This is a genomic window from Kineosporia sp. NBRC 101677 (assembly GCF_030269265.1).
Lineage (GTDB): Bacteria > Actinomycetota > Actinomycetes > Actinomycetales > Kineosporiaceae > Kineosporia > Kineosporia rhizophila.
Genome location: NZ_BSTA01000008.1, coordinates 56,570 through 81,289, shown reverse-complemented (window position 1 = coordinate 81,289; position 24,720 = coordinate 56,570). Strand labels below are relative to the sequence as shown.

Below are 24,720 nucleotides of genomic sequence, written 5' to 3'. Positions count from 1 at the left end.
CCCGTGACCCCGGAGGCCGGTGAGAGTTGTCAGCTGGGTGTCCTGCGTGCGCGGCCGGCCCGCAGACCCCCTCGGCCCCTGAACCGAGAAGCTGATCGAGGAGTGAAGTCTTGGCGCGTCCCGGCGACTGGTCCCCCCTGGGTCTGGGTGGAGACCCGACGCCCGGCGACCCCGAAGTGGTCGACGGAATCGTCAACTACATGAAACTGATCCAGGAGGCCGCCACCGAGGCGGACCAGGGGATCAAGAACATCATGTCGGGGACGGGGGACGGGGCGTTCGTCGGCAAGACCGCCGACTGGCTCCGCGAGGAGATCGAGTCCAAGACCAAGACCTTCCTCTCGGCGGTGGCCAGCGCGTTCGAGACCGCCTCGCCGGCCATGTCGACCTACGCCCAGAAGCTGCGCGACGCCCAGGCCTCCGCCGACAACGCGCTCTCCCAGGCCCAGGGCCTGGCCGAGGACGACTCCCGCCGGGAGACCCTGAAACAGCAGGCCGAACAGGCCAAGTCGGACCTGGAGGCGGCGGCCGGCACCGCGTCCTCGGCGGTGGACTCGGTGGCGCACGCCACCAACCCGTGGGCCAAGAGCGCCTGTGAACAGTTCTGGGACGCCTTCTTCTGGATCGTCCTGCTGATCACCGTGGTCGCGATCTTCGTCGGTGGCCCGCTCGGCCTGATCGCGTTCGCCCTGAACGTGGTCCTGGCGGTCAAGGAGATCGTCGACTTCGCCCAGGGCAACAGCAGCATCGGCGAGCTGCTGCTGTCGCTGGTCGGGGTGCTGTTCCCGAGCACCCGCGCGCTCAAGCTGGGCGACCTGGTCAGCTCGATCAAGTCGGCCACCGCGGCGATCGCCAAGGGCGCCTGGGCCGGGGTCAAGGGCCTGGGCAACGACCTGGCCAACATCTTCCGGAACCTGAGCTGGTCGGGCATCGCCAAGAACGTCACCGACCTGGGCAACGTGGTGATCACCTCGGTCAAGGCCGGGGCGGCCTGGATCCCGAAGGCGGTGGTCGGGGCCGGCGCCTTCGCCCACGGGCTGGTGGCGCTGCCCAAGACCACGATCTCGGCCGTCTCCTCGGGCTTCGTCAACGGCCTGGGCAAGCTCGCCGGGGCCGGCGTGGCCAAGATCAACAGTGCCGTCGACGCCTTCCTGAACACCCGGTTCGTCCAGCTCACCAAGGAGTCGCTGGGCGGCTGGCAGGCGCTGCGCATCTTCCTGCCGATGGCCGGTCACGAGATCCGCGGCCTGGGGGTGCTGAACGCCTTCAAGGTCGGTGTGCTCGGCCGTGGCCTGAACATCAGCAGCTTCAAGAACATGACCCTGGTCGACAAGCTCGGTGACACCGTGCAGATCGTCAAGGGCATCACGATGACCAGCGGGGGCGTGTACGACGCCTGGTCGAAGGTGATGAAGCCGGAGCTGATCACCCCCGGCGGCTCGGCCGGCGGTCTCGGTCAGGCGCCGCCCGCCTTGCCCCGCCCGATCATCGAGATGCCTCCGCTGCGGCAGGCCGACGTGCTGAGCCGGATGCCGGACGTGGACACCAGTCTGCTGCGCGGGCCGAACGGTGACTTCGGCAGCGTGAAGATCGGCAACAACACCACGATCGCCGACCTGAACAGCGGCACCTGGCACGTGAACGACGCGAACACCTCGTTCAGCAGCACCCCGAGCGGCATCCAGGTGCCCAACTCGGCCTTCTCCTCGCTCGGTGACGTGGGCGGCGCCGATCTGCGGCAGTTCGGCAGCATCGACGCCATCGCCAACGCCGGGGCGCACGTCAGCACCCCCGGGCTGGGGGAGGCCGGGGCCGGGCTGGGCAAGCTGGTGCTGCCCGGAAACCTCGGCAACGTAGGTAATCTCGGCGGTGGGCTGGGCGCGGTGAAGATTCCCGGGATCGCCGAGAGCCTGGGCGGCGCCGGGGCGGTCGGGTCGCTGAAGGCGATCGGTGACCTCGACGTGCTGACCAAGGTGGGCAACCTCAACCAGCTCGGCGATCTGAGCAAGGTGGGCGGCACCACCCAGATCACCGACGGGAACGTCACCCTGCGGGGCGGCGACCTGAAGCTCGTCGACGGCAGCGGCGCCTCGATCAGCCTGAACGACCTGAAGATCACCAACGGCTCGGGCGTCAGCTTCGACCTGAACGGCCTGAAGCTCACCGACGGGGTGGCCACGGTGGCCCCGACCGGGCTGCGGGTGGACGCCGGGGCGGGCACCGGCGGTATGCGATTCACCGACGGCGCGGCCTCGGTGGACGTGAGCAAGCTCCAGATCACCCACGGCAACACCGGTCTGGGCCTGACCGACCTGAAGTTCACCAACGGCAGCGGCACCACCTTCGACCTGCACAGCCTGAAGCTGAGCGACGGCGTGAACTCGGTCGACCTGGGCGCGAACCTGCGCATGGTGGACGGGGCCGGGGCGCCGGTGTCGGTCAGCGGGATCAGCGGTCTGACCGACCACCTGTCCACCCCGGGCGGCCTGCAGAGCCTGCTGGGCCTGGACCAGACCACGGCCCTGCACAACATGCAGTCCATGTTCCCCGGGGCCGGCAGCGTGAGCCCGGTCTCGTTCGCCGGTGGTTCCGCCGGCGGCAACGCCTTCGGCTCGATCCACAACGCCAAGCTGCACGCGGACCTCAGCGACTTCGCCTTCCGTGAGCTGCCGAAGATCATGGACAACGAGTTCCAGATCCTCAAGAAGACCGACGAGTCGGTCCAGATCAGCCTGTCCGACGACGCGATCACCCACATCGGCAGCAACCTGGGCGCGGGCGGGGCCGCGAAACTCGGGCAGGCCGGCCCGGCCCCGATCGAGATGCCCACCGCGCGGGCCGACGGCAGCACCTTCAACGCCGGCCCGGCCCGGCAGCCGGTGATCCAGAGCAGCAGCGGGTTCGCCGAGCCGCAGGTGGCCCGGATCGAGACGCCGGGCGCGAACCGGGTCGAGGACGCCCTGGCCCAACTGGCCGACGTGGAGGTGCCACGCCGGGTCGACGCGCCGGACTCGGTGAGCGCGCACACCCCGGACGTGGACAGCGCCGGGTCGTCGTCCGGCCCTCGCCCCGACCTGGCCGGCGGCGAGGTCACCACTGCGCGCGTGGATCTCACGGCAAGGGACGGCCAGCCTCTGGCCGTCACCCCGGAGGGGCGTGTGGTCGATCCGGGCGGAGTACGGCCGGAGACCCCGAGCACGATCGACTCGGTGCCGACGCCGCACGGGGCCGGCGATCCGCTGGCCGAGGTGAAACACCTGGCCGACCGGCTGTTCCCGAACCAGGCCGACGCCGTGGTCACCTACCAGGCCGCCCAGGGGCTGCTGCACCAGGCCCAGCTGGCCAAGGCCGGCGGACTGCAGGCCGGGGACGGCGCCCACGTCGCCGTGCAGCAGGTGAACGACATCGTGGTCGCCGAACGGCTGCTCGCCAAGGCCGAGGAGAACCTGGCCAAGCACGGGCTCACCGGAGTCGAGGTCGACGCCCGGCTGGCCGGGCTGGAGGCCGGCGACCTGAAGTTCGCCGAGGCCAAGGTCGAGATCGACATCCGGACCCAGAAGCAGATCGACGCCGTCCGCGGCAGTGCCGGCTCCGGCGGCCCGGTCACGCTCAGGGACAACGAGCTGTTCGCCACCCCGGAGGCGTTCGACCCGAAGAAGGCGCTGGGCCTGGACGAGGCGCAGTGGCGCAGCCTGGACAAGGCCCAGGCCGACCTCAACTTCAGCAACGCCAAGGTCGACGCCGACACCCTGCGGGCCACGCTGGACTCGCTCGGCGTCGACCCGGCCGACTACCAGAAGTTCGTCCAGGCCCGCGATGTCGGCCCGTCGGCGGTCCAGGCCTACAAGGAGTCCGGTGGCCTGGGCGCGTTCGGCGCGAGCGACGACCAGATCCGCAACGCCCTCAGACAACTGCCCGGCGACCGCCGGCTGATCGAGGCCCTGCACGGCGACGCCTCCTTCGAGCGATTCCGTGACGTGTTCAAGGGTGTCTGGCAGGACTTCGCGGCCAAGGCCGGCGGCGACGTGGACCTGGCCGCCGACCGACTGCGGTTCGCCCAGTGGCAGACCGACCCGCTGCGGGCAGGCAGTGTTCCGCCCGGTCTCGAGGCCTCGGACGTGGTCCGGATCTTCCGCGACCGGGACGGGGCGGTCTCGCTCAACGGCGCGCCCAAGGACCTGCCCAGCGTGCCCGGCCGCGAGCTGGACCCGCCCGGCGGGCTGTCGATGGACGGCCTGGCCAAGGTCTGGAACGACGTGGTCGACAAGGCCCGGGCCAACCTCCTGGACCTGCAGCACTCGCCGGGCTCGAACTTCGAGCTGGAGGCGATGTTCGACGACGTGCTGCGCGAGATCGCCGACGGGTTGCCCGAGGCGTTCGCCCGGCAGGCCCGGTTCGAGGACGAGTTGCTCGCCTCGCTGCCCAAGTTCGACGACATGGTGGCGAGCACGAAGGGGAACGCCTCCTGGGGCGACGAGGTCGGGGCCGACGCGGTCGGCCGGGCGAAGATCAACTACGTCGGTGAACTGCGGAACTCGTTCAACCAGACGGTGCGCGACCTGGACATCCGGTTCACCGGCCGGGGTGGCGACGAGGTCACGCCCGAGATCGACCCGAAGCTGCAGTCGATGCGCGACGAGCTGTTCGGCGACGCGGCCGCCGGCTCCGGCTCGCCCGCGCCGTACCGTGGGCTGGGCGACTACCCGGCCGGTCTCGAGCACTTCGCCGACACCGCCGCCCTGAACAAGGCTTTCGGTGACGACGCGTTCCGGAACTGGTCGGCCAAGGTCGACGAGATCACCCAGGGGGTGCCCGACCGGCTGCGTTTCGAGAACGAGGCCGGCGGCGCCCTGGACGACGCCGGACGCCAGTTCCACGACATGGCCGACGGCGCCGACGTCGAACCGAAGCTCCTCGACGCCATCGCCACCGACTACCGGGAGAAGCTGGCGGTCGCCTTCCACGACGCCTACGGCGCCGGGGGCAGCCGTCGGGGCTGGCTCGACCACGAGATGAGCCACGGCGACGCCTTCCACGGCGGACGATCGGCCCAGGCCGACTGGCGTTCGAACCAGGCTGACTGGCGGGCGAATCAGGCCGACTGGCGGGCAGATCAGGCCCAGGGGAGTGCGCCCCGGCCCAGCGACGCTTCGTCGGCTGAGGGCAGCCCGGGCCACAGTGCTCTGGAGAGCCCGGGCACGAGTTCGCAGCTCGCTTATGACGCGGGCGGTTTCAAGGTCGAGCCGGTGCAGACCCCGGAACGCCTGGACGTACGGGCCGGCGACAGCGGCAACGTTCAGGTGCAGGTCCAGGTCAGGCCGGTCAGCGTGAACGAGGGGATCCAGCTGCCCAGGCCCGCCGTCGACCAGGCCCCGCAGCTTCCGAAACCCCAGACCGAGAACCCGTTCTCCAGCGGACGCCAGCTCTACGACAACCCGGCCGCGGCCCTCGATCACGACGTGGCGATCTTCGAAACCCGGTTCGCCGAAGCCGGTGTGCCGCAGTCGGTCTCGGATACCGTGCTGGGCAACTTCCGGGCCCAGGCCGAGGGCCTGGTGAACATCCATCAGGCCAGCGGCCACAGCCTGGACTCGGCGATGAAGGCCGGGGTGCAGTACGCCGGTTCGCTCAGCGCCCCGGTCAACCTCCACTTCGCCTACCAGCAACTGCTGAAGACGCCGCAGGCCTGGGCCGGGTTCCACCAGCAGGTCGAGGTGGCGGCGAACTCGTTGGAGAGCAAGGTGCTGGCCCGGATCGACCAGGCCGACCTGACCCACCTGAGCCCGGCCGAGCAGGCCCAGGTCCGGATCGACGCCCTGGGTTCGGTCGCGGACGGGGTGAACGACGTGTTCACCAAGCTCTACTCCACCCCGGGCAGCGTTTTCACGCGCGTCGACTCGGCGGGGGCCGGTCTCAGCGGCCTGGGCGCCCGCATAGACGGTGTGCTCGACCAGGTGCTGGCAGAACCGCCCCGCGCCCCACACCTGACCACTCCGGACACTGCCCCGGTCAAGGTCGACCAGTGGGCCGACAACCTGCTCGCACACGCCGACGCCCGGTTCGACAAGCTGGGCAACGAGGATCTGGTCACCCAGGCGCAGAACGACTTCACCGCGAACCTGGGCCGGGCCGTCGACGACGTCAAGGTCCTGCTCGAGAACCCCTCAGCGTTCGCCGAGGCGAACGTCCGTTTGAACCAACTGAACGCCGAACTGCTCACCCAGCTGCGCCAGGGCCTCACCGAGGCGCACGCCACCCCGATGCACCCCGGCCAGATCCTGCACGATCTGGTCACCGGGCGCACCAGCTGGGGCCAGGCCATGATCGACAGCCTGCCCGGCTCGCCCGCCCTGAAGTCGCTCGAGATCCTCACGCTCGACGGGCGCACGGTGGTGCGGCCGATCGGCACCGACGACCTCGGCATCGCCGTTCCCGCCCGCGACCTCGACGGCGTTCTGCACATCGAACCCACTGCCAACGGCCAGGTTCCGGGGCTCTCCCAGGTTGCCGACCTGATCGAGGCGCTGCCGCCGATCCTGCGCCCGCACGACTTCGTGGTGCACCCGGCCGTCCCCTTCACCGCCAACGAACTGCGGGTCGTCCTGGGGGCCGACACTGCCGTCGACACTGCCGTCGGAACACCGCCGGTCTCGCGGATCGAGGAGATCACCGACGAGAACCTCAGGGCGAACTTCGAATTGCGGACGTTTGTCACGGGTCTGTCGGGAACTGGAGATCTCGCGGGCTGGTGGAAGGAGCAGGAGCTCCTGGCCGGAGCCCTGGTCACCGGCCTGGCGGCCGGGGTGCGGGCCGAACTCACCGACCTGGCCCGGCACCTGGTGTTCCGGCAGTCCGGTGACTGGCTGCGCCCGTCCAACCCGAACGCACGCCAGCTACGGCTGGACTCCGAGGTGGTTCCGGTGACGGCGGCCCTGCTCGGCGCGAATCTGCGCGCTGGGCAGGAGCTCACGGCCGATCTGGTGCAGCCGGTACGCAACATCGCCACCGAGATCATCCAGAAGCTCGACCTGCGCCAGCCCGACCGGCTGCTGGGGGGCGCGCCGAACTGGAAGGGCAAGGGCAGGCAGCAGGCCGCCCCCCAGGGGCAGGGCCGGGCCCAGTTGCCCGCGATCGAGCGCGCGAGCCCGTTCATCGTCAAGCACCCGGGTTACGCCACCGGCGACCAGTGGAGCGTGCTGGCCACGCTGCTGCACAACCCGCACGCCCAGGTGGCCCTGGGCCGCCCGGCCCTGGACGCGGTGTCGGCGCGGGGCGCGGACACGATGAACAGCATCTACCACGCGGCCGGGGTGGGGGACCGGGTGATCCCGGTGCCGATGAACGCCCTGGACGACTTCGGCAAGGCGCTGAAGAAGCACCCGGACGTGGATCTGGGCCACATCGTGCCGCTGAACTACGGCACCAAGTACGTGACCAAGTACCAGGCCGAGTTCGGCGGGGCCTTCCGCGACACCTTCAAGCAGGCCCTGCGGATCGACGAGACGTCGATGGCCGGGCGCAGCCAGGCCATCGGGGAGTGGCTGGACGGCAAGGGGATCCGGCTCACCCCGGACACCGAGGTCCTGGTGCTGTGGACCCGGTTCAGCGGGAAGAAGGGCAACGCCCACCTCGAGCACGACACCAGCCTGACCGGCATCAGCCAACTGCTGGACGACCTGAGGACGTCGGCCGGCCGGCCCCGGGTGGTGGTGCTGGCCGGTGACCGCCGCCCGGAATGGGGCACCCCGGGCCACAAACCGCGGGACTACTTCCAGCAGCTGGCCGACAGCTACGGCGACTCGCCCACCTTCAAGGTCGCCGATCTGACCGAGTTCTGGGACGACGTCACCAGCCACCCGCTGATCAAACCCGGTGCGAACCCGTTCCTCAGCTCCGACGCCCGGCTCAACCAGTTCGGGATCTACGAGTTCCTGCACCAGAACGGCAACCTGCAGCACCTGGGCTTCCGCAGCGGCAACCTGGAGGCGTTCGTCCTCTCCGGGCACAAGGTCAGCTACCTGGAGGAGAACCTCTCGTTCAGCTCCGGACGGATGAAGCCCTGGAACGACCTGGGCTACCGGCTGCTGGAGCTGGAGCGCGCGCCGACCGCGAGCGGGCAGCTCTACAAGGTGGACGAGCTGGCCGTGCGGGGTGTGACCAACCCCCAGCTCGAAGGCCTGATGGAGTCGGTGGCGGACGCGCTCTACGCCCTCGACTTCGTGGTCAAGAACTTCGATGCCCGGCTGGGGCACAACCAGATCGCCAAGGCGCTGCGCGAGTTCCGCGACAACGGATTCGCCAACCAGAGCGGGCAGTGGCAGCGGACCAGCCGCTTCGACAACCTCTGGGGCGGGTTCGAGGCCCTCCGCAAGAGCCCGGAGTGGGACCAGGACGTCATCATCCGGGTCCGTCCGGAGGACAAGCCCCAGCTCGTCCAGCGCATGGAGGACTTCGCCCGGCAGCTCGGCTGGCACCAGGACGAGGGCCACTGGCAGCTTGACAAGAAGCGCGCGCTGTTCGACGACAAGGCCGGTCAGCGGGACACCGTGGAGAACATCCGCGAACTGTCCCGGCTGCTCGACCCGCTCTCCAAGGACCGCTCGGCCTGGCTGGTCAAGCTGCGGGCCGACCTGCTGGACACCGGTCAGGCAGCCCGCTGGGACGAGCTGAAGGCGCCCTTCGCCGACACCAGGGGCTTCACCGACGGCGACCTGGCCAGGATCGGCGACCGCCTCTCCGGCACGTGGGCCGAGGGTGCGCCCGACGTGCGGATGGGCGAGACGGGCGAGGCTGTTCTGCCGACGCGACTCAAGCGTCCGGCGTCGGAAGAATCGTCGTCGCCACAAACGTCCGTAGATCTGACCCAGCCGCCGGCCAAGCGGTCTCGCCCGGCCGAGAGTTCCGGGTCGATCTCGTTGTCGGACAATGTGTACGACAAGGTGCGGGGCAAGCACGATGCCCTGGTGCGCGCGGCCGGTGGCGACCGGGTGGTCGTTCCGAGCCGGCCGGATCCCGCCTACGTACAGGCCGCTCTGGACGACCTGCTGGCCGACCCGGTGCCGGGTGTGAAGCCGGACTCCAGCATCGACCTGGCCCGGGAGATCTTCCGCCGCTGGGCCAACGAGAACGGGATGCCGAACTACCGCGAGTGGCTTCCGGGTGGGGCGCCCTCGTCCCAGCAGCACTACGACCCGGATGTGCACGGCTCGTCCTCGAGTTCGTCCTCCGCACCGGTCCGGCTGACCGAGGCGCAGCTGTTGTCGCGGCCCGACGTGCCCTTCCTGATCACCCACCAAGGCATGGCGACCGGCGACCAGTGGGGGATCCTGGCCACGTTGCTGCACAACCCCGAGGCCCGGGTCGTGCTGGGCATGCCGATGGCGAACGGGCCGGATGCGGCGATGCGCCCGCTGGCCGAGTCGGTGCGTGACTTCTACCAGGCCACGAACGTGATGGACCGGGTCACGGTGATGGACGTCTGGGCGATGGGCGACCTGACCAAGACGGCGAGAACGGTCTTCCCGTCGGCGAACCAGGTCTCGGTCACGTTCGGCACCCGGTACGTCGAGCGGTTCGCCGAGGACTTCGGCGAGCAGTTCAAGTCGGCGCTGCGGATCGACTCGGCCTCGATGCAGGTGCGGGGCGGCCAGATCGGGCAGTGGCTGCACAGCAAGGGGATCAGCCCGGCTCCGGACACCGAGGTGCTGGTGCTGTGGTCGCGGTTCAGCGGCAAGAAGGGGAAGGCCCACGTCGAGCACGACACCAGCCTGACCGGCGTGGACCAGCTGCTGAGTGATCTGCAGCGCACCGTTACGCCGGGCCGTGAGCGGATCGTGGTGATCGCCGGTGACCGGCACCGGGACTGGGGTACCACCGCCGACGGCAAGCCGGGCAGTCTGTTCCAGGAGCGCGGAGACCACTACCGCACGGCCGATTTCAAGGTGGTCGACCTCACCGAGTTCTGGAAGGACCCGTCCGCCGCCCACCTGATCACCCCCGGCCCCGCCCATCTGACCAGCGATGCTCGGGTGAACCAGCTCGGTGTGTACGAGTACCTGAACCTGCACGCCAACACTCAGCACCTGGGCTTCCGTAGCGGCAACCTGGAGGCGTTCGTCCTTTCCGGGCACAAGGTCTCGTACCTGGAGGAGCCCGGTTCGATCAGCGCCGACCGGATGCAGCGCTGGGCCGGTCTGGGCGTGAATCAGGACATCAACCCGCCGCACGACCTGCACCGTGAAATGCGCTACGCGCGGCTGCAGGTGGATCGTTCGCCCACCCTGAGCGGGCAGATCTACAAGCTCGACGAGTGGGCCGTACAGCAGTTCGCCCAGGCCGCCAAGGAAGCGCACACCAGCCTGGGCTACATCTTCCGGATCCCGGCCGACTTCGACCAGCTGGTGGCCGGGGTGAAGGGTTTCCGCGACAGCGGTTACCTGAACGGCGACGGTGAGTGGCAGTGGGTCAGCGGTTTCAACGAGCTCTGGGGCAAGTTCGGCGACTTCGCGCAGAACCAGTACGCCCCCTACGTCATGCGGCTCACCCCGCCGGAGAAGGCCGACCTGCCGGTTCAGTTGCGGCAGCTGGCCGATCAGCTGGGCTGGGACTGGAACGCTGCGCGCTGGGACGAGAGCCGGGCCGGTTTCGCCCACGACTGGCCTGCGCTGCGGGACGTTCTGCAGACCATGCGGCGGGTCGACGATCTGGTCAAGCCGTTCGGTGATCTGCAGTCGTCGTGGATGGCGGACAAACTGCGGCCGGCCTATCTGCAGGGAGGCAAGCAGGCCTGGCACGACTTCAAGGCGGCCTTCGGCTACGAACGCGGGTTCACCCCGAACGACCTGGATCTGATCCGCGGCCAGTTGCGGGAGAACTGGACCGGGCAGCACTGGCTGGGGGGCCAGGAGCAGCGGGCCGGGCGCTTGCTCAGCGACGAACTGCAGGTGCGCGCGCACTTCCCGGAGATCCGGAGGGTCAACCCCGATCTCCATCGGGGTGGCGAGTTCTCGACCAACTGCGTGATCTCGTACATCACCATGTCGATCGCGCTGCGCGAGGGTGAGGCGTTCCAGGCCCCGCCGAGCGAGTTGTGGTCGCACCAGGAGCTGATGGCCTGGCAGCGGCAGCAGCTGGGGCTGGCGGACGATGCTCAGCCGCGGGTGCTTCGGACCGCTGGGCTGGACGGGATCCGCGCGACCATGCTGAAGGCCGGTGAGGGGGCCCAGGCGGCCCTCGTGTTCGACCTTCCGGAGCAGGGTTTCGGGCACGTGGTCAATGTGGTGACCCGGAACGGTGAGGTCTGGTTCCTCGACGCCCAGGCCGGTGGCGCGGCCGTGGTGCCGCACGGCGTGAACGATTTCGAGTTCTGGCCCATGTCCTCGGGAATCGGCGATCTGGAAGGTGCCCGGCCGGTTCCGGCCGAAGACCTCACCGATCTGCCCTGGCTCGGCACCCTGGACCAGGACCAGTTGCTGGCCGCTCCCGACGTCCCGTTCCTGCTGACCCATCAGGGCATGGCGACCGGCGACCAGTGGGGCATCCTGGCCACGCTGCTGCACAACCCGAACGCCCACGTGGCCCTCGGTGTGCCGTCCGCGACCGGGCCGGATGCGGCGATGCGACCGCTGGCCGAGTCGATCCGCGACTTCTACCGCGCGACCGGTGTGATGGACCAGGTCACCGTGATGGACGTGCACTCGATGGGTGAGCTCACCCGGGCCGCCAAGAACCAGTTCCCGCACCTGCAGCCGGTTTCCCTCACCTTCGGCACCCGCTACGTGGAACAGTTCGCCGAGGACTTCGGCGAGCAGTTCAAGTCGGCGTTGCGGATCGACACCAGAACAATGGACGTCCGTGGGCCAGTCATCGCGGAATGGCTGAGCAGCAAGGGGGTCACGGTGACCCCCAACACAGAGGTGCTGGTGCTGTGGTCGCGGTTCAGCGGCAAGAACGGCAAGGCCCACATCGAACACGACACCAGCCTCACCGGCGTCCGTCAGTTGCTCTCCGACCTACAGGCGAACCCGACCCCCGGACGGGACCGTCTGGTCGTGATCGCCGGTGACCGGCCCAAGACCTGGGGAACCGACACCGGCAAGCCGGTGGACTACTACCAGCAGATGGCCACGGCGTTCAGCGGGCCGGGATTCCGGGTGGCCGATCTCACCGAGTTCTGGAAGGACCCGTCGGCGGCCCATCTGATCACTCCCGGTCCCGCGCACCTGTCCGGCGACAGCCGGGTGAACCAGCTCGGCGTGTACGAGTACCTGCACCTGAACTCCCGGGTGCAGCACCTGGGCTTCCGCAGCGGCAATCTGGAGGCGTTCGTCCTTTCCGGGCATCACGTGTCCTACCTGGAAGAGCCGGCCTCGATCAGCACCGCCCGGATGCAGCGCTGGGCCGACCTCGGGGTCAACCGCGAGATCAACCCGGCGCACGACCCGGACCGCTCGATGCGGTACTCGCTGCTGGTGACCGAGCAGGCGCCCACCCGGGCCGGGCAGATCTACAAGCTGGACGAGTGGGCCACCCAGGGCTTCAGTCAGCTGGCCAAGGACACCCATGCCAGTCTCGCCTACATCGAGCGGGTGTCTGGCCCGAAGACCGATGCGGTGCGCGGTTTCCGCGACAGCGGATACTGGAACGCGCGCGGTGAATGGCAGTGGGTCAGCGGTATCAACGAGCTGTGGGCCGGTTTCTCGCGGCTCGCCAACAGCCCGGAATGGACTTACGTGCTGCGGCTGAACCCGGCCGAGAAGGCGGAGTTCGGCACCACCCTGCAGCGCCTGGCCGATCAGCTGGGCTGGGACTACCGAACCGGGACCGGCGACGACGCCCGGGCCGCCTTCACCACCACGGCGGGGCTGGCCGAGACGGTCCAGACGATGCAGCGGCTGGACAGCCTGGTCGAGCGCCTGGCCTCGTACCAGTCCGCGTGGATGGCCGATCTGCGGGCCGCGTACCGGCAGGACGGCAGCGACGCCGGTAAGCAGGCCTGGAAGCAGTACAAGGCCGCGTTCGGCTACCAGCCCGGGTTCACCACGAACGACCTGGAGCTGATCCGCGGCCAGCTGCGGGAGAACTGGACCGGCCGGCGCTGGCTCGCCGGTGGGGAACACCGGATCGGGCAGCCGCTCGGCGACGACCTGGTGGTGCGGGCCCGGTTCCCGGAGATCCGTCACGTCAACCCGCGATTGGCCCTCGGCGGTGAGTTCTCCACCAACTGCGTGATCTCGTACATCACCCTGTCGATCGCGCTGCGCGAGGGTGAGGCGTTCCAGGCCCCGCCGAGCGAGATGTGGTCGCAGCAGGAGCTGATGGCCTGGCAGCGGCAGCAGTTGGGACTGGCCGACCATGCCCAGCCGCGGGTGCTCCGGACCACCGATCTCGACGCGATCCGCGCGGCCATGCTGCGGGCCGGCGAGGGGGCTCAGGCGGCCCTGGTCTTCGACGTGCCCACGCAATCCTTCGGGCATGTGGTCAACGTGGTCACGCGCGACGGCGAGGTCTGGTTCCTGGACGCCCAGGCCGGTGGGGCAGCGGTTCTGCCGCACGGTGTGAGCGAGGTCGAGTTCTGGCCGATGTCGCCGGAGATCGCCGATCCCGTCGGTGCCCGGGCGGTTTCGGTGAACGAGCTGACCGACCTGCCGCGGCTGGGCATGGCCGATCAGGCCGAGCTGCTGGAGAGCTACGACCAGCCCTTCCTGATCACCCATCCCGGTATGGCCACCGGCGACCAGTGGGGCATCCTGGCCACGCTGCTGCACAACCCCAACGCGCACGTGGCCCTGGGCATCCCGGCCGCGAACGGGCCGGACGCGGCGATCCGCCCGCTGGCCAAGTCGATCCGGGACTTCTACCGCGCCACGGGGGTGGGCGACCAGGTCACGGTGATGGGCGTGCAGACGATCGGTGAGCTGACCCGCTCGGCCCGGTCCGCCTTCGCCGACCTGGACCAGGTCTCGGTGACCTTCGGGACCCGCTACGTGGAGCAGTTCGCCGAGGACTTCGGCGGCCGGTTCAAGCAGGCCCTGCGCATCGACCCGGTCTCGATGGCCGCCCGCGGCCCGGCGATCGGGCAGTGGCTGCAGAGCAAGGGGATTCACCTCACGCCGCACACCGAGGTGCTGGTGCTGTGGTCGCGGTTCAGCGGTAAGAAGGGCAAGGCCCACATCGAGCACGACACCAGCCTCACCGGGGTGGCGCAGCTGCTCGGGGAACTGAGCGGCTCGGTGCCCCCGGGCCGGCACCGCCTGGTAGTGATCGCCGGCGACCGGCACCCCGACTGGGGTACGGCCGGGAGCAAGCCGGTGAACCACTACCAGCAGATGGCCGACGCCTACTTCAACACCGGCGGCAACTTCCAGGTCGCCGATCTCACCGAGTTCTGGAAAGACCCGTCCGCGGCCCATCTGATCACTCCCGGCTCCGCGCACCTTTCCAGCGATGCCCGGGTGAACCAGCTCGGCGTGTACGAGTACCTGAACCTGGCCGCCCACACCCAGCACCTGGGCTTCCGCAGCGGCAACCTGGAAGCGTTCGTCCTTTCCGGGCACAAGGTCTCCTACCTGGAGGAGCCCGGCTCGATCAGCACCGACCGGATGCAGCGCTGGGCGAACCTGGGCGTGAACCAGGACATCAACCCGCCGCACGACCCGGGCCGCCAGATGCGTTACTCGCTGCTGGTGGTGGACAACGCCCCGACCCGTTCCGGGCAGCTGTACAAGCTGGACGAGTGGGCGGTGGCCGGATTCAGTGACGCCGCCAAGGCCGCCCACGCCAGCATCGCCTACGTCCAGCGCGTCTCCTCCCGTGACGTGGCCGGCCGGATCGAGGCCCTGCGGGGCTTCCGCGACAGCGGCTACGAGAACGCCGACGGCGAATGGCAGTGGGTCAGCGGCTTCACCGAGCTCTACACCGAGTTCGGCCGCTTCACCCAGAGCGAGCAGTGGCAGAGCGTGCTGCGGCTGAACCCGGCCGAGAAGCAGGGACTGGGCGAGCAGCTGGAGCGCCTGGCCGGGCAGCTCGGCTGGGACCCGGTCGCCCAGGCCTGGGACGACGGCCTGGCCGTCTTCGGCAGCCCGGCCGGGCTGCGGGACACGCTGCAGACCCTGACCCGGGTGGATCAGCTGGTGGCCCGGTTCGGCTCGTACCAGTCCGCCTGGATGGCCGATCTGCGCAATGCCTATCTGCAGGGCGGCCGGCAGACGTGGCGCGACTTCAAGGCCTGGTACCAGACCCGTCCCGGCTTCACCACGCGCGACCTGGGCCTGATCTCCGAGCAGCTGGCCGACAACTGGGGCACCCGTTACGGGATCGCCGGCCTGGGTGAGAGCACCGGCCGCCTGCTGGGCGACGACGCCGAGGTTCGCGTTCACTTCCCGGAGGTCGGCGGCATCAACCCGTACCGGGCCCGGGGTGGTGAGTTCGACACCAACTGCGTGATCTCGTTCATCACGCTCTCCATCGCCCTGCGTGAGGGTGGCCGGTTCCAGGCACCACCCAGCGAGATGTGGTCGCACGCCGAACTGGCGGCCTGGCAGCGGCAGCAGCTGGGTCTGGCCGACGACGCACTACCTCAGGTTCTGCGCACCGGATCGCTGGAGCAGATCCACTCGGCCATGCTCGCCTCCGGCGAAGGCACCCAGGCCGCCCTGGTCTTCGACGTTCCCGCGCGGGGTTCGGGTCACGTGATCAATGTGGTGACGAGGGGTGGCCGGGTCTGGTTCCTCGATGCCCAGGCGGGTGGAGCGGCCTTGCTGCCCGACGGCGTCACCCGGTTCGAGCTGTGGCCGATGTCGGGCGATCTCGCGGGCGCGCAGCCGGTGGCGCTGAGCGAGCTCACCCCGTTGCCCGGGCTCGGGTCGGCGCCCATGAGCTCGGAACCGACCGCGAGTTCGGCCATGCCCGGCCTGGCCTCGACCAGCGCCGCGCCGACGTTCGAGCTCCAGAACCTGGATCCGGTCCGGCCGGTGAAGGCACCGGAGCCCACGACCGTCACCCCGGCCGTTCTGGACTCGGCCCGGTCGGCCGCGCTGATCGCCGGCCTGCGCCAGATCGCCGACCGGTTGCCCATGGGGCTCGACGAACTCTCCGCCGCCCGAGCGCCGTTGGCGGCCGAAGTCGTCCAAAAGCTCTTGCTCGACACACTGCTGGGCGACGCCGAGGCCCGGGCCTTCCTGGCCGGGCTGGACCGGATCGCCCGGCTCTCGGCCGACGGCACCCTGGCCGAAGCGATGGACGAACTGGCGGGCCGGGGAGCTCAGAGCTTCGACGCTGCGGCGGGTCAGGCCACCGGCGAGGTGGCCGACCAGGAACGGCTGCGTGGTCTGGCCGAGAACCTGGCCTGGGCGCCGTTCGTGGCCGGTCGGTTCGACGACGGGCTGCGAAGCGCCGACGTGGACCCGCAGCACGAGCGGATCATGGCCACGGTCGCCGAGCGGATCGAGGCGCAGATCGACCCGCAGATGGTGCCCGCACCGACCAACCCGGACTGGGTGCGGCTGGTCGCCCAGGCCGGCGGTGACCTGGTTCCGGACCTGGCCGACGCGCTGGTGCTGGTCTCGATGGTCCGTGACCTCGCCCGCCTGGCCGCCGGTCAGGACGCGGCCGTGCTCACTCGCACGACCCAGGACGTGGTCGAGCGACTGGCGGCCGAACAGCTCGACCAGACGGCCACCGCGGCCCAGTTGCCCAGCGGCTTCGCCGAGACCCCGGTCTTCCCGGTGGCCGGGGCCGGTGTGGTGGCCGGTGGGCAGCAGTTCGCGTTCGGGCCGGGCGGCCGGGCCGAGAGCTTCGGCGGTGTGGGCTTCTCCGAGCAGGCCTTCGTGGCGCGGGCCACGAACTTCACCCCCGCGCCGGCTCCGGCCACCCTGGCTGCCCTGCAGGAAGGGCTGACCGGTCACCTGAACGAGTTCGGGGCCACCACTGCGGTGCGCTCGATGCTGGAAGGCGGACTCGAAGTGAGCGCCGCCGGCCACACGCTGACCTTGCGCCTGGAGGACGTGGACCGGGCTCGCGGCCAGCGGGTGCGCCCGTCGCAGCAGCCGCTGCTGCGCTCCGGTGAGACCGCCGCCGGGCCGATGGACAAGCTGGTGGCCCGCTCCACCAACATCTCCCAGGAGTTCTCCCGCACCGGCACCTTCGACGCCTCGCTGTTCGTCAGCATCGCCCAGGGCAACCTGGTGCTCCTGCCGTACGGCGGTCTGAACGCCAGCTCCACCACCTCCCGCAGCCTCGGTTTCACCCTCGACTCCAGCACCACCGAGACCATTTCCGCCTCGGGCAAGCAGGTCTACTTCGACCTTCCCGCGCGTCTGGCCAGCGAGGTCCGGGTCACCGGGAAGCGCGCCGTCCGGCACCGGGCCGCGCTCAACGAGACGCTGCGGGTGGGGTTCCCGGAGAAGGTGGTCGCGCACGTGCCGGCCCCGGGCCCGTGGTTCGTGGGTTCCGAGCAGTCCCCGCTCACCGGGGCGCTGGCCGGGGTGATGCCCGGTATCGGGCCGGTCGGTGGCCTCGGTTTCCTCAACCAGGCTCTCGTGCGGACGCTTTCGCCGGTCGGTGGCTCCGAGCTGGCCCGGGTGATCGAGCACCGGCTGACCGAGACCGTGCTGCGGGCCGAGCTGCCCCGGATCCTCGGCACGAAGGTGCCGCAGGCGCCACTGCCTTGGAACAAGGGACGCTCGCTGGTCACCCATGCGGGGGCGGAAGTGCTGGCCGTGCGCCGGCTGGGCCCGCCTGTCGAGGTGCCGGTGCAGTTGGACAAGGGTGGCGCCAGCAGTCAGTTCAGCGCCCAGGGCAACGCCGGGACGTTCGGTCTGACCGCGGGCCTGGCGGTCAGCCCGGCTCCGCTGGGCACGGTCGCGCCCTACATCGCGATCGGTTTCCCGCTCGGCACCGGCCGGGGGGTCACGCTCAAGAACGGTCTGGCCGCCGGATCCGGCGTGAAGGTGGCCAGTTCCGGCTCGAGCGTGCCGTACCAGGTGCAGGTGCGCTACACGCTCTCGGCCGAGACGCTCACGGCGGGGCAGACGAAGCCGGGCGAAGTGCCGGCCGACCTCAAGGCCGACCTCGGGGTCACGGTCTACGTGGCCGAGGAACTGGCGCCGCTGTTCGAGCGGGCGCTGCACGAACTCACGGGCCGACCCCTTCCGGCCCCGGCCGACGGGGTCACGCACTACGCGCCGCTGGCCCTGACCAAGCCCACTGGCCCGGCCGGTTTCGCCGGCACCCTCGGCCTGACCGGCGCCCAGAACCTGGTGCGGCAGTTCACCGCCCTGCTCGGCCAGGTGGAGAGCACCGGACGGGCTGGTCAGGGACTGGTGCGGGTCGACGAGTGGACCCGCAGCCAGCAGCTCGACCTGCAGGACTGGCTGCTCGAGCGCTTCGACGAGCCGAACCTGCGCCAGGGGCAGGAGGAGATGTTCGCCTCCGGCGGCCGGAGCGAGACCTACGTGCGGGAGCTGAACTCCGGCGATGTGCAGCACATCACGTTCGGGATCTCGGCCCGGCGCACCAGCCCGGTGCCCACCGACTCGGTCGCGGTGAAGGAAGCCTCGATCGCGCTCAAGCCGAACTCCTCGTTCGAGACCACGCACTCCGGCGCCGACACCACGACCACCGGGGTCACCGTGGGCTCGCGCTGGAACTGGAGCGTGCCGATCCCCGGCACCGGCCGCAAGTTCATCGGCCGGATCGCGTTCAACTCCTCGGCCGCCCGTGGGCACACCGACACCGTGGACGTGCTGCACTCAGGCTCGGTGACCAAGCCGCTGACCTACTCCGGCCCGGCCTGGGTGTACCGCTATCCGAGCGAGGTCACTCTCACGGTCGAGGTGACCCGGGTTCTTTCCCGGGACATCTCGGCGCAGATCGTGAAGGCGCTGGAGTCCGGGACGCGAAAGCTGGTGCACCGCCCTGCGCCCGAGCTGGAGGCCCGCACCCAGGCCCGGTTCGGCACACTGGCCGCCTGGATGGTGCCTGAGCCGTTCACCACCCTCGAAGACCCGCTTCTGGAAAGGGGCCTGACGGCCACGCCGGGCGAGGCGGTCGAGCCGTCCCCGCCCCTGGCCCTGGAGAGGGTGGACAGCCGGCTGCACCGTTTCGCCGCCGGCACCGAGGTGGGAACTCACACCACCACACCCGACCGGGCCGCCGCGTCCTGGTGGAAGTTCTCTGCCGGGTGGGTGTTCTCACCGCTGTCCGACCCGTCCGGCACCGTCGCGATCCGGCCGATCGACCGGGTGCGCCACGTCGACGGGGTGGACCGGCTGCGCGCGGCCCTGGTCGAGCAGCTGGCCGCGGTCGGCATCGAACGCAGCACCGCCCGGGTGTGGGCCCTGGCCAACATCAACCAGGACCACCTGCGCGGCCTGTTCGTCCGCGAGGCCACCGGCCAGGCCGGGAACGTGTCGCAAAAGCTCACTTTCGGCGATCGCGAGGCTCAGTACGCACTGATCCCGGTCGTTCACGGAGTCACCGACGACGGTACGAGCGCCACCTTCGAGACCGGGGTCTCCCTGGAGTACGGCACCTCGGCCACGTTCTCGGCGGCCAGCACGGCCACCTTCGGGATCGACGCCAACGCCCGGTTCGGCGTCTCGGTGGTTCGGGAGACCGACGCCTTCGGCAACCCGGCCGGGGGCGGCACCCACTTCCGCTTCGGCCCTTCGTTCACCCAGGCCGATACCTGGGGCACGGCACAGGCGCTGGCCCGTTCGGGTGGGCAGTCGGTGAAGATGGATCTGAAGCACACCGGCCGCACCGGCACCGTGCGCTGGCGGATCATCGTGGTCTCGGCCCGGAACCTCACCGAGAGCCGCCGTCTGGACCAGCATCTCGGCGTGCGCGCCGCGGCGGCCGACGTGGACATCGACCAGGGCATCCAGTTCTACGCCCCCGACCGCACCACGTTCACGCTGACCGATCTCGAGGCTCTGCTCGCCCCGAACGCCTCGAAGAAACTGCCCGAACTGCGTACGGACGAGCCTCGGCGGATTCGCGCGGATGCCGAACCGCCCAGCGGGGTCCAGCGGTTCGGCCCGATGGGCCAGAACGAGACCGAACGTGTGGTGCCCCTGGCGCCGCTCAGCGACACCGACGCCACGCTGGTGCCGGAATACCCGGTGGTGCCGCTCAACTCGGTGCCCGAGTACCTGCTGTCGGCGCCCGGGGCAGAGCCGCTCTCCCGGGTGAACCCGGTGCTGCGGGCGGCCGGTGACCTGCTGGCCCAGTACGAGCCGGGAGCCCTGACCGGCGCCTGGCAGCTGCAGACCTCCGGCACCACCATGCGCGGTGGCCTCGACGTGATGCTCTCGCCGCAGGCCCTCAACGCCCAGGCTCCGGTGCTACGCGCCGGCGGCCTGATGCTGACCCGGGTGGACGGCCGGTTCCTCGGCCAGCGGGTCACCCAGCTGCTGATCCGGCTGAACCGGGACCCGCGCAGCCGGGGCTACCTGAGCGCCGAGAGCCTGGACGGCACCGTCGGCTTCACCAACCGGGGCGACGAGCGCACCGGCCAGAGCTGGAGCACGGCCCGTGCGATCAACCTCTCGGCCGGTCTCACCGGGATCGTCGACGGCCTGGCCCGGCCCTCGTTCCAGCAGACCCAGTTCGTGGCCGAACTGGCCCGCGGGTGGAACTCCGGATCCGGCGGTTCGTACGCGTTCGCGCCGATGCGCTACGACGGGTTCGAGACCAAGGGCGACCTGAGCACGCTGGTCGGCGAGGTGCAGATCGAGGTCACGCTGATCAGCGTCTGGCGCCCCTCGCCGCTGCTGAACACGCTTGGCCTCGGCGCGCCGATGAGCCTCTCGCGGCACTCGCAGAAGGTCACCGCCTCCACCCCGTCGGGCACCGCGGCCACGGTGGGCCGAAAGGTGGTGCCGCTGGGCGAGTCGGTGGTGGCACCCACCGCCGACCTGATCCGGCCGCTGCCCCCGGGCACCGGTGAGCCGATCATCTCCCGCCTGGCCCCGGGGAGCGTGCCGGCCGGCGTTCGCGAGGTCTCCTTCACCGGCGCCGAACTACGCGGCAAGGACATCGTCTTCCGGATCGACCCGGACAAGGTGCGCCACCTCTACGACGCCTGGACCAAGGCCCTGGAGAAGCACGCCGGCGCGCCCGCCCTGCTCGCCGCCTGGGGACAGATCGGCCAGGACGAACTGCGGGCTCTGTCCGACCCTGCGGTGCTGGAGAACCACCTGCTCAAGACCGGAACCGGGGCGAGCGGGACGAACACCCGCCTGCCGGTCCCCCTCCGTTCTACGGGCAGCGTGCTCACCGACACCACGGGCAGCCTCTCGGTCAGCTTCCGGCTCGTCGCCCCCAAGGTCACCACCGTGTTCCCGGCGGCCCAGGTGACCGGCAAAGCCGACGTGATGACGATGAACTCCACCCCGATCGGCCGGCAGGACCTGGCCGGCTCGGCCCGGGGCGGCGCCCCGAACGAGTACTTCAGCGGCAACCCGCCCCAGGCCCCGCTCGCCCAGAACGGGGGCAGGCCGGCCCCGGAATCGGTCACCCCGCTGGGCATCGCGGCCCCGATGTACTCGGGCAGGACCAAGATCCAGGCCGGTGGTTCGCACCGGGCCGGCTCGAACTGGGACGCCTGGTCGCTGGAGACCACCTGGTTCGGCCCGGTCCACCTGGACGCCCTGGTCACGATCACCCTGACCACCCGCAACGAACGGGACAAGATCGGCTACGGCGGCACCGAACTGCCCCTGACCTTCCGGGTGCGCAACCTGTTCGAGGCGGCCTGGTCGCCCCAGCGCCTGCTGCACGACGCCGGACTGCGCGACTGGGCCGCCACGCCGGTACCGATCAAGGTGCCCTCCGGCTGGTACCTGCCCGCCGACGTCCACCATTCTCCTAATGCCCGGGAACTGGATGCGACACAGGCATTCCCGGCCATCGACGACCCCAGCGTCGCCGTGATCCACACCGCGTTCCGCACGCCGCAGCCGCCGATCGCGGCCGAGTTCGGCGCCCGGCAGCAGCCGGTGCCGCCCACCACCTTCCGGGTCTACGGCGAGGACGTCTCACCGGCCGACTTCGCCAGCCGCTACGTGAGGCCGATCCTCGAGCACGACAAGCGCATCCGGGTAGTCGTTCTCGTGTCGGATTCCCTGCCGGCCGGAACCCCGATTTTGGACGGGGTGGCTGGCACGGCCGGTCTGCCGGCGGGTATCCGGGTGGTTGCGGTGACCGGTCCGCTGGCAACGCCTTTCGGTGAGCTGCGGGTGAGCCGTCCGGACGGGATCGCCGCCGACGCGCGCATCCACGCGGCGCTCGACACGCGCAACACCTGGGAGATCGCCACCACGGGGGAGAGCGGCGTGCGCAGCGTCCGGCGCTCGATGCTGGAGACGGTGAAGGAGGTGCTCGCCGAGCGGGAAGCTGTGGCCGCGGGAGAGTCGAGCACCCGCCGAGCGGCGCTGGACGCCCCGGCGTTGGTAGAGGTGACAACGGACGAGTCGGCAAGCGTTGCGAGGGCGCCGGCCGGGTCGGTTTCCGGTGGAGTGGCGTTGGACGATCGGGCTGGCGTGGGGCTGACCTCGAACGAGCTGGTGGGGCTTGGTGAGTCGAGGGTTGGGTCGGCGTCCGGCGGGGTTGCGGCGGACGCGTCGGCGGGCGTGAGGTTGGCTACCGACGAGCCGGTGAGTGCTGGAGAGGCAACGGCCGGGTCGGTTTCCGGTGGAGTGGCGTTGGACGATCGGGCTGGCGTGGGGCTGACCTCGAACGAGCTGGTGGGGCTTGGTGAGTCGAGGGTTGGGTCGGCGTCCGGCGGGGTTGCGGCGGACGCGTCGGCGGGCATGGGGTTGGCTATCGACGAGCCAGTGAGTGCTGGCGGGGCAACGGTCGGGGTGGCGTCCGGTGGAGTGGCGTCGGACGATCTGACAAGTGTTGGGGTGGGAACAAGCGAGCTGGCGGGCGTTGGGAAGGCAACGGTCGGGTCGGCGTCCGGTGATGTAGCGGCGGACGAGTTCGGGTCGGGTGGGCTGTCTGCAAGCGAGTTGGCCCGCGGTGCAGTGGTATTGGACGAGTCGGGGCCAGCTCAAGAGGTGCGCGGGGAGCGGACGCTCGGTTCCGCGGCCGAGGATGGGGCTGCGCTGGGCCGAGGGGCGGCGCTTGACGCGGTGTCGGGTGAGCTGGGCGAGCCGGGGCCGGGGCAGTTGGCGGCGGACACTTTGGAGCCGGGTGGCGTGGGCCACGGTGAGTCGGTGCCGGTCGAGGTAAGCCAGGTTGAGGTGAGCCCGGTTGAGGTGGGCTCGGGTGAAGCGGTGTCGGGTCGGGGGGCGGCGGGGGAGGCGGAGCTGCCTGAGGGGCGGGTCGACCAGATCGATCTCTCGCGGCATCCGTTGGTGGCCGGCCTTGGTGATGTGGCTATGCAGCGTGCGCGTGGTCCGCAGGTTTTCGTTGATGCTCGTCAGAACTGGCTGCTGCAGCAGGCGAACTCGGCCGAGGAGAGCTTGAGTGTTCTGCCGTCGGACGTTCTTTCCGAGCTACGCCAGATTGCTGGGGAGATCGTCGGCCGGGTCAGTGGTTCTTCGGCCTCGGAACCGCTGCTTCAGCAGGTCCTTCCGATGGCTATGGTGTTCCTCCGGGATGCTTTGCAGTTCACTGGTGGCCTCACCGAGCCGGCCGCCAAGGCAGCCGAGGCGATGGTGAGCACTTTGGTGGGGGCGCTGGGCCTGCCGAGGCTGCCCCAGCCAAGTACGCCGGAGCCTTCGCACACGGTGTCCGTTCCGGCTCTGGGGCCCGACGATCTGCATCATGTCGCCCTGCGGCAGCGGCTCACCCAGCTCACCGGCTCCGCGCCCGACCTCGTGGCCGCCCGCGGCGCTTGGTGGGCCGGGCTCGAGGCGCAGGCCGAGCTGGTGGTGGACAACTTCGAGCCGGTGGCCGTGGCGCCGCTGTCGTTCGTGGCCAACTCGATGGTGAACAACCGCCTGGCGGTGACCGAGGGGGTGGCGGAGCGGGGCGACGAGGCCAGGGAGCAGATCCGTAGCGGACTGAGCGTAGTGCTGTTGGCCGCGCTGCTGCAGTCCTGGTCGGCGCAGGGTGGCACCGGGCTGCCCACCCGGGAGACGGTGCGTCCGGTGGCTGAGCTCGCCGACGACCTGATCCCGGTGGTGTTCGACCTCGGGCGTCCGGATCCGTCGCGGGCGCCGGTGCGGCCGTCCCTGCCTGCGCCGCCGGTGCCGGTGGAGCCGGTGGTGATCCGGCCGAGTGGGCACATCACGGCTACCGGCGACGACGTGCTCGGTGCTCTGCTGGCCGGGTCGGTCGAGGTGCCCAACCCAGCCACTCCGGCTGGCTCACCGGTGACGGATACCCCACCACGGACGTCCGTAAGCATTTCTCAAACACTCGCCGCCCCTGGGAGCCCGCCGTCCGCGCCCGACCCCACACCCGCGTCCTCAATTTCTCCCGAGCCACCTACGCCGGCGCCGTCCGAGACCACGCCGGACACCTCCGTCCCCCATCGGACTGACCACTCCACCACCGGCGTGGCCGCCGCGATCAAGACGCCGGACGACAACGGTGACCAGAAGCCGCGCCGGGAGCCGGACCGCCCGGCGGCGCCCAGTCCGCTGCCCTCCCACTCCGACCAGGCTGTTGCTGAGGCGTTCGCCCTGCTGGCGTCCGGCCTGCACGGGCCCGGGGAGGGTGAGCGATGACACTCACCGTTGGCCCGATCGGGGAAAAGGTGAAAGA

Annotated in this window: 1 protein-coding gene; it reads left to right on the top strand. The window is 70.2% G+C overall.

The features are described 5' to 3' along the window. The first annotated feature begins 110 nt into the window (after window positions 1-110). Window positions 111-24,683 (top strand): toxin glutamine deamidase domain-containing protein, encoded by a 24,573-nt coding sequence (locus QSK18_RS22985; RefSeq protein WP_285623107.1) that lies wholly within the window; start codon window positions 111-113, stop codon window positions 24,681-24,683. The last annotated feature ends 37 nt before the right edge of the window (window positions 24,684-24,720 follow it).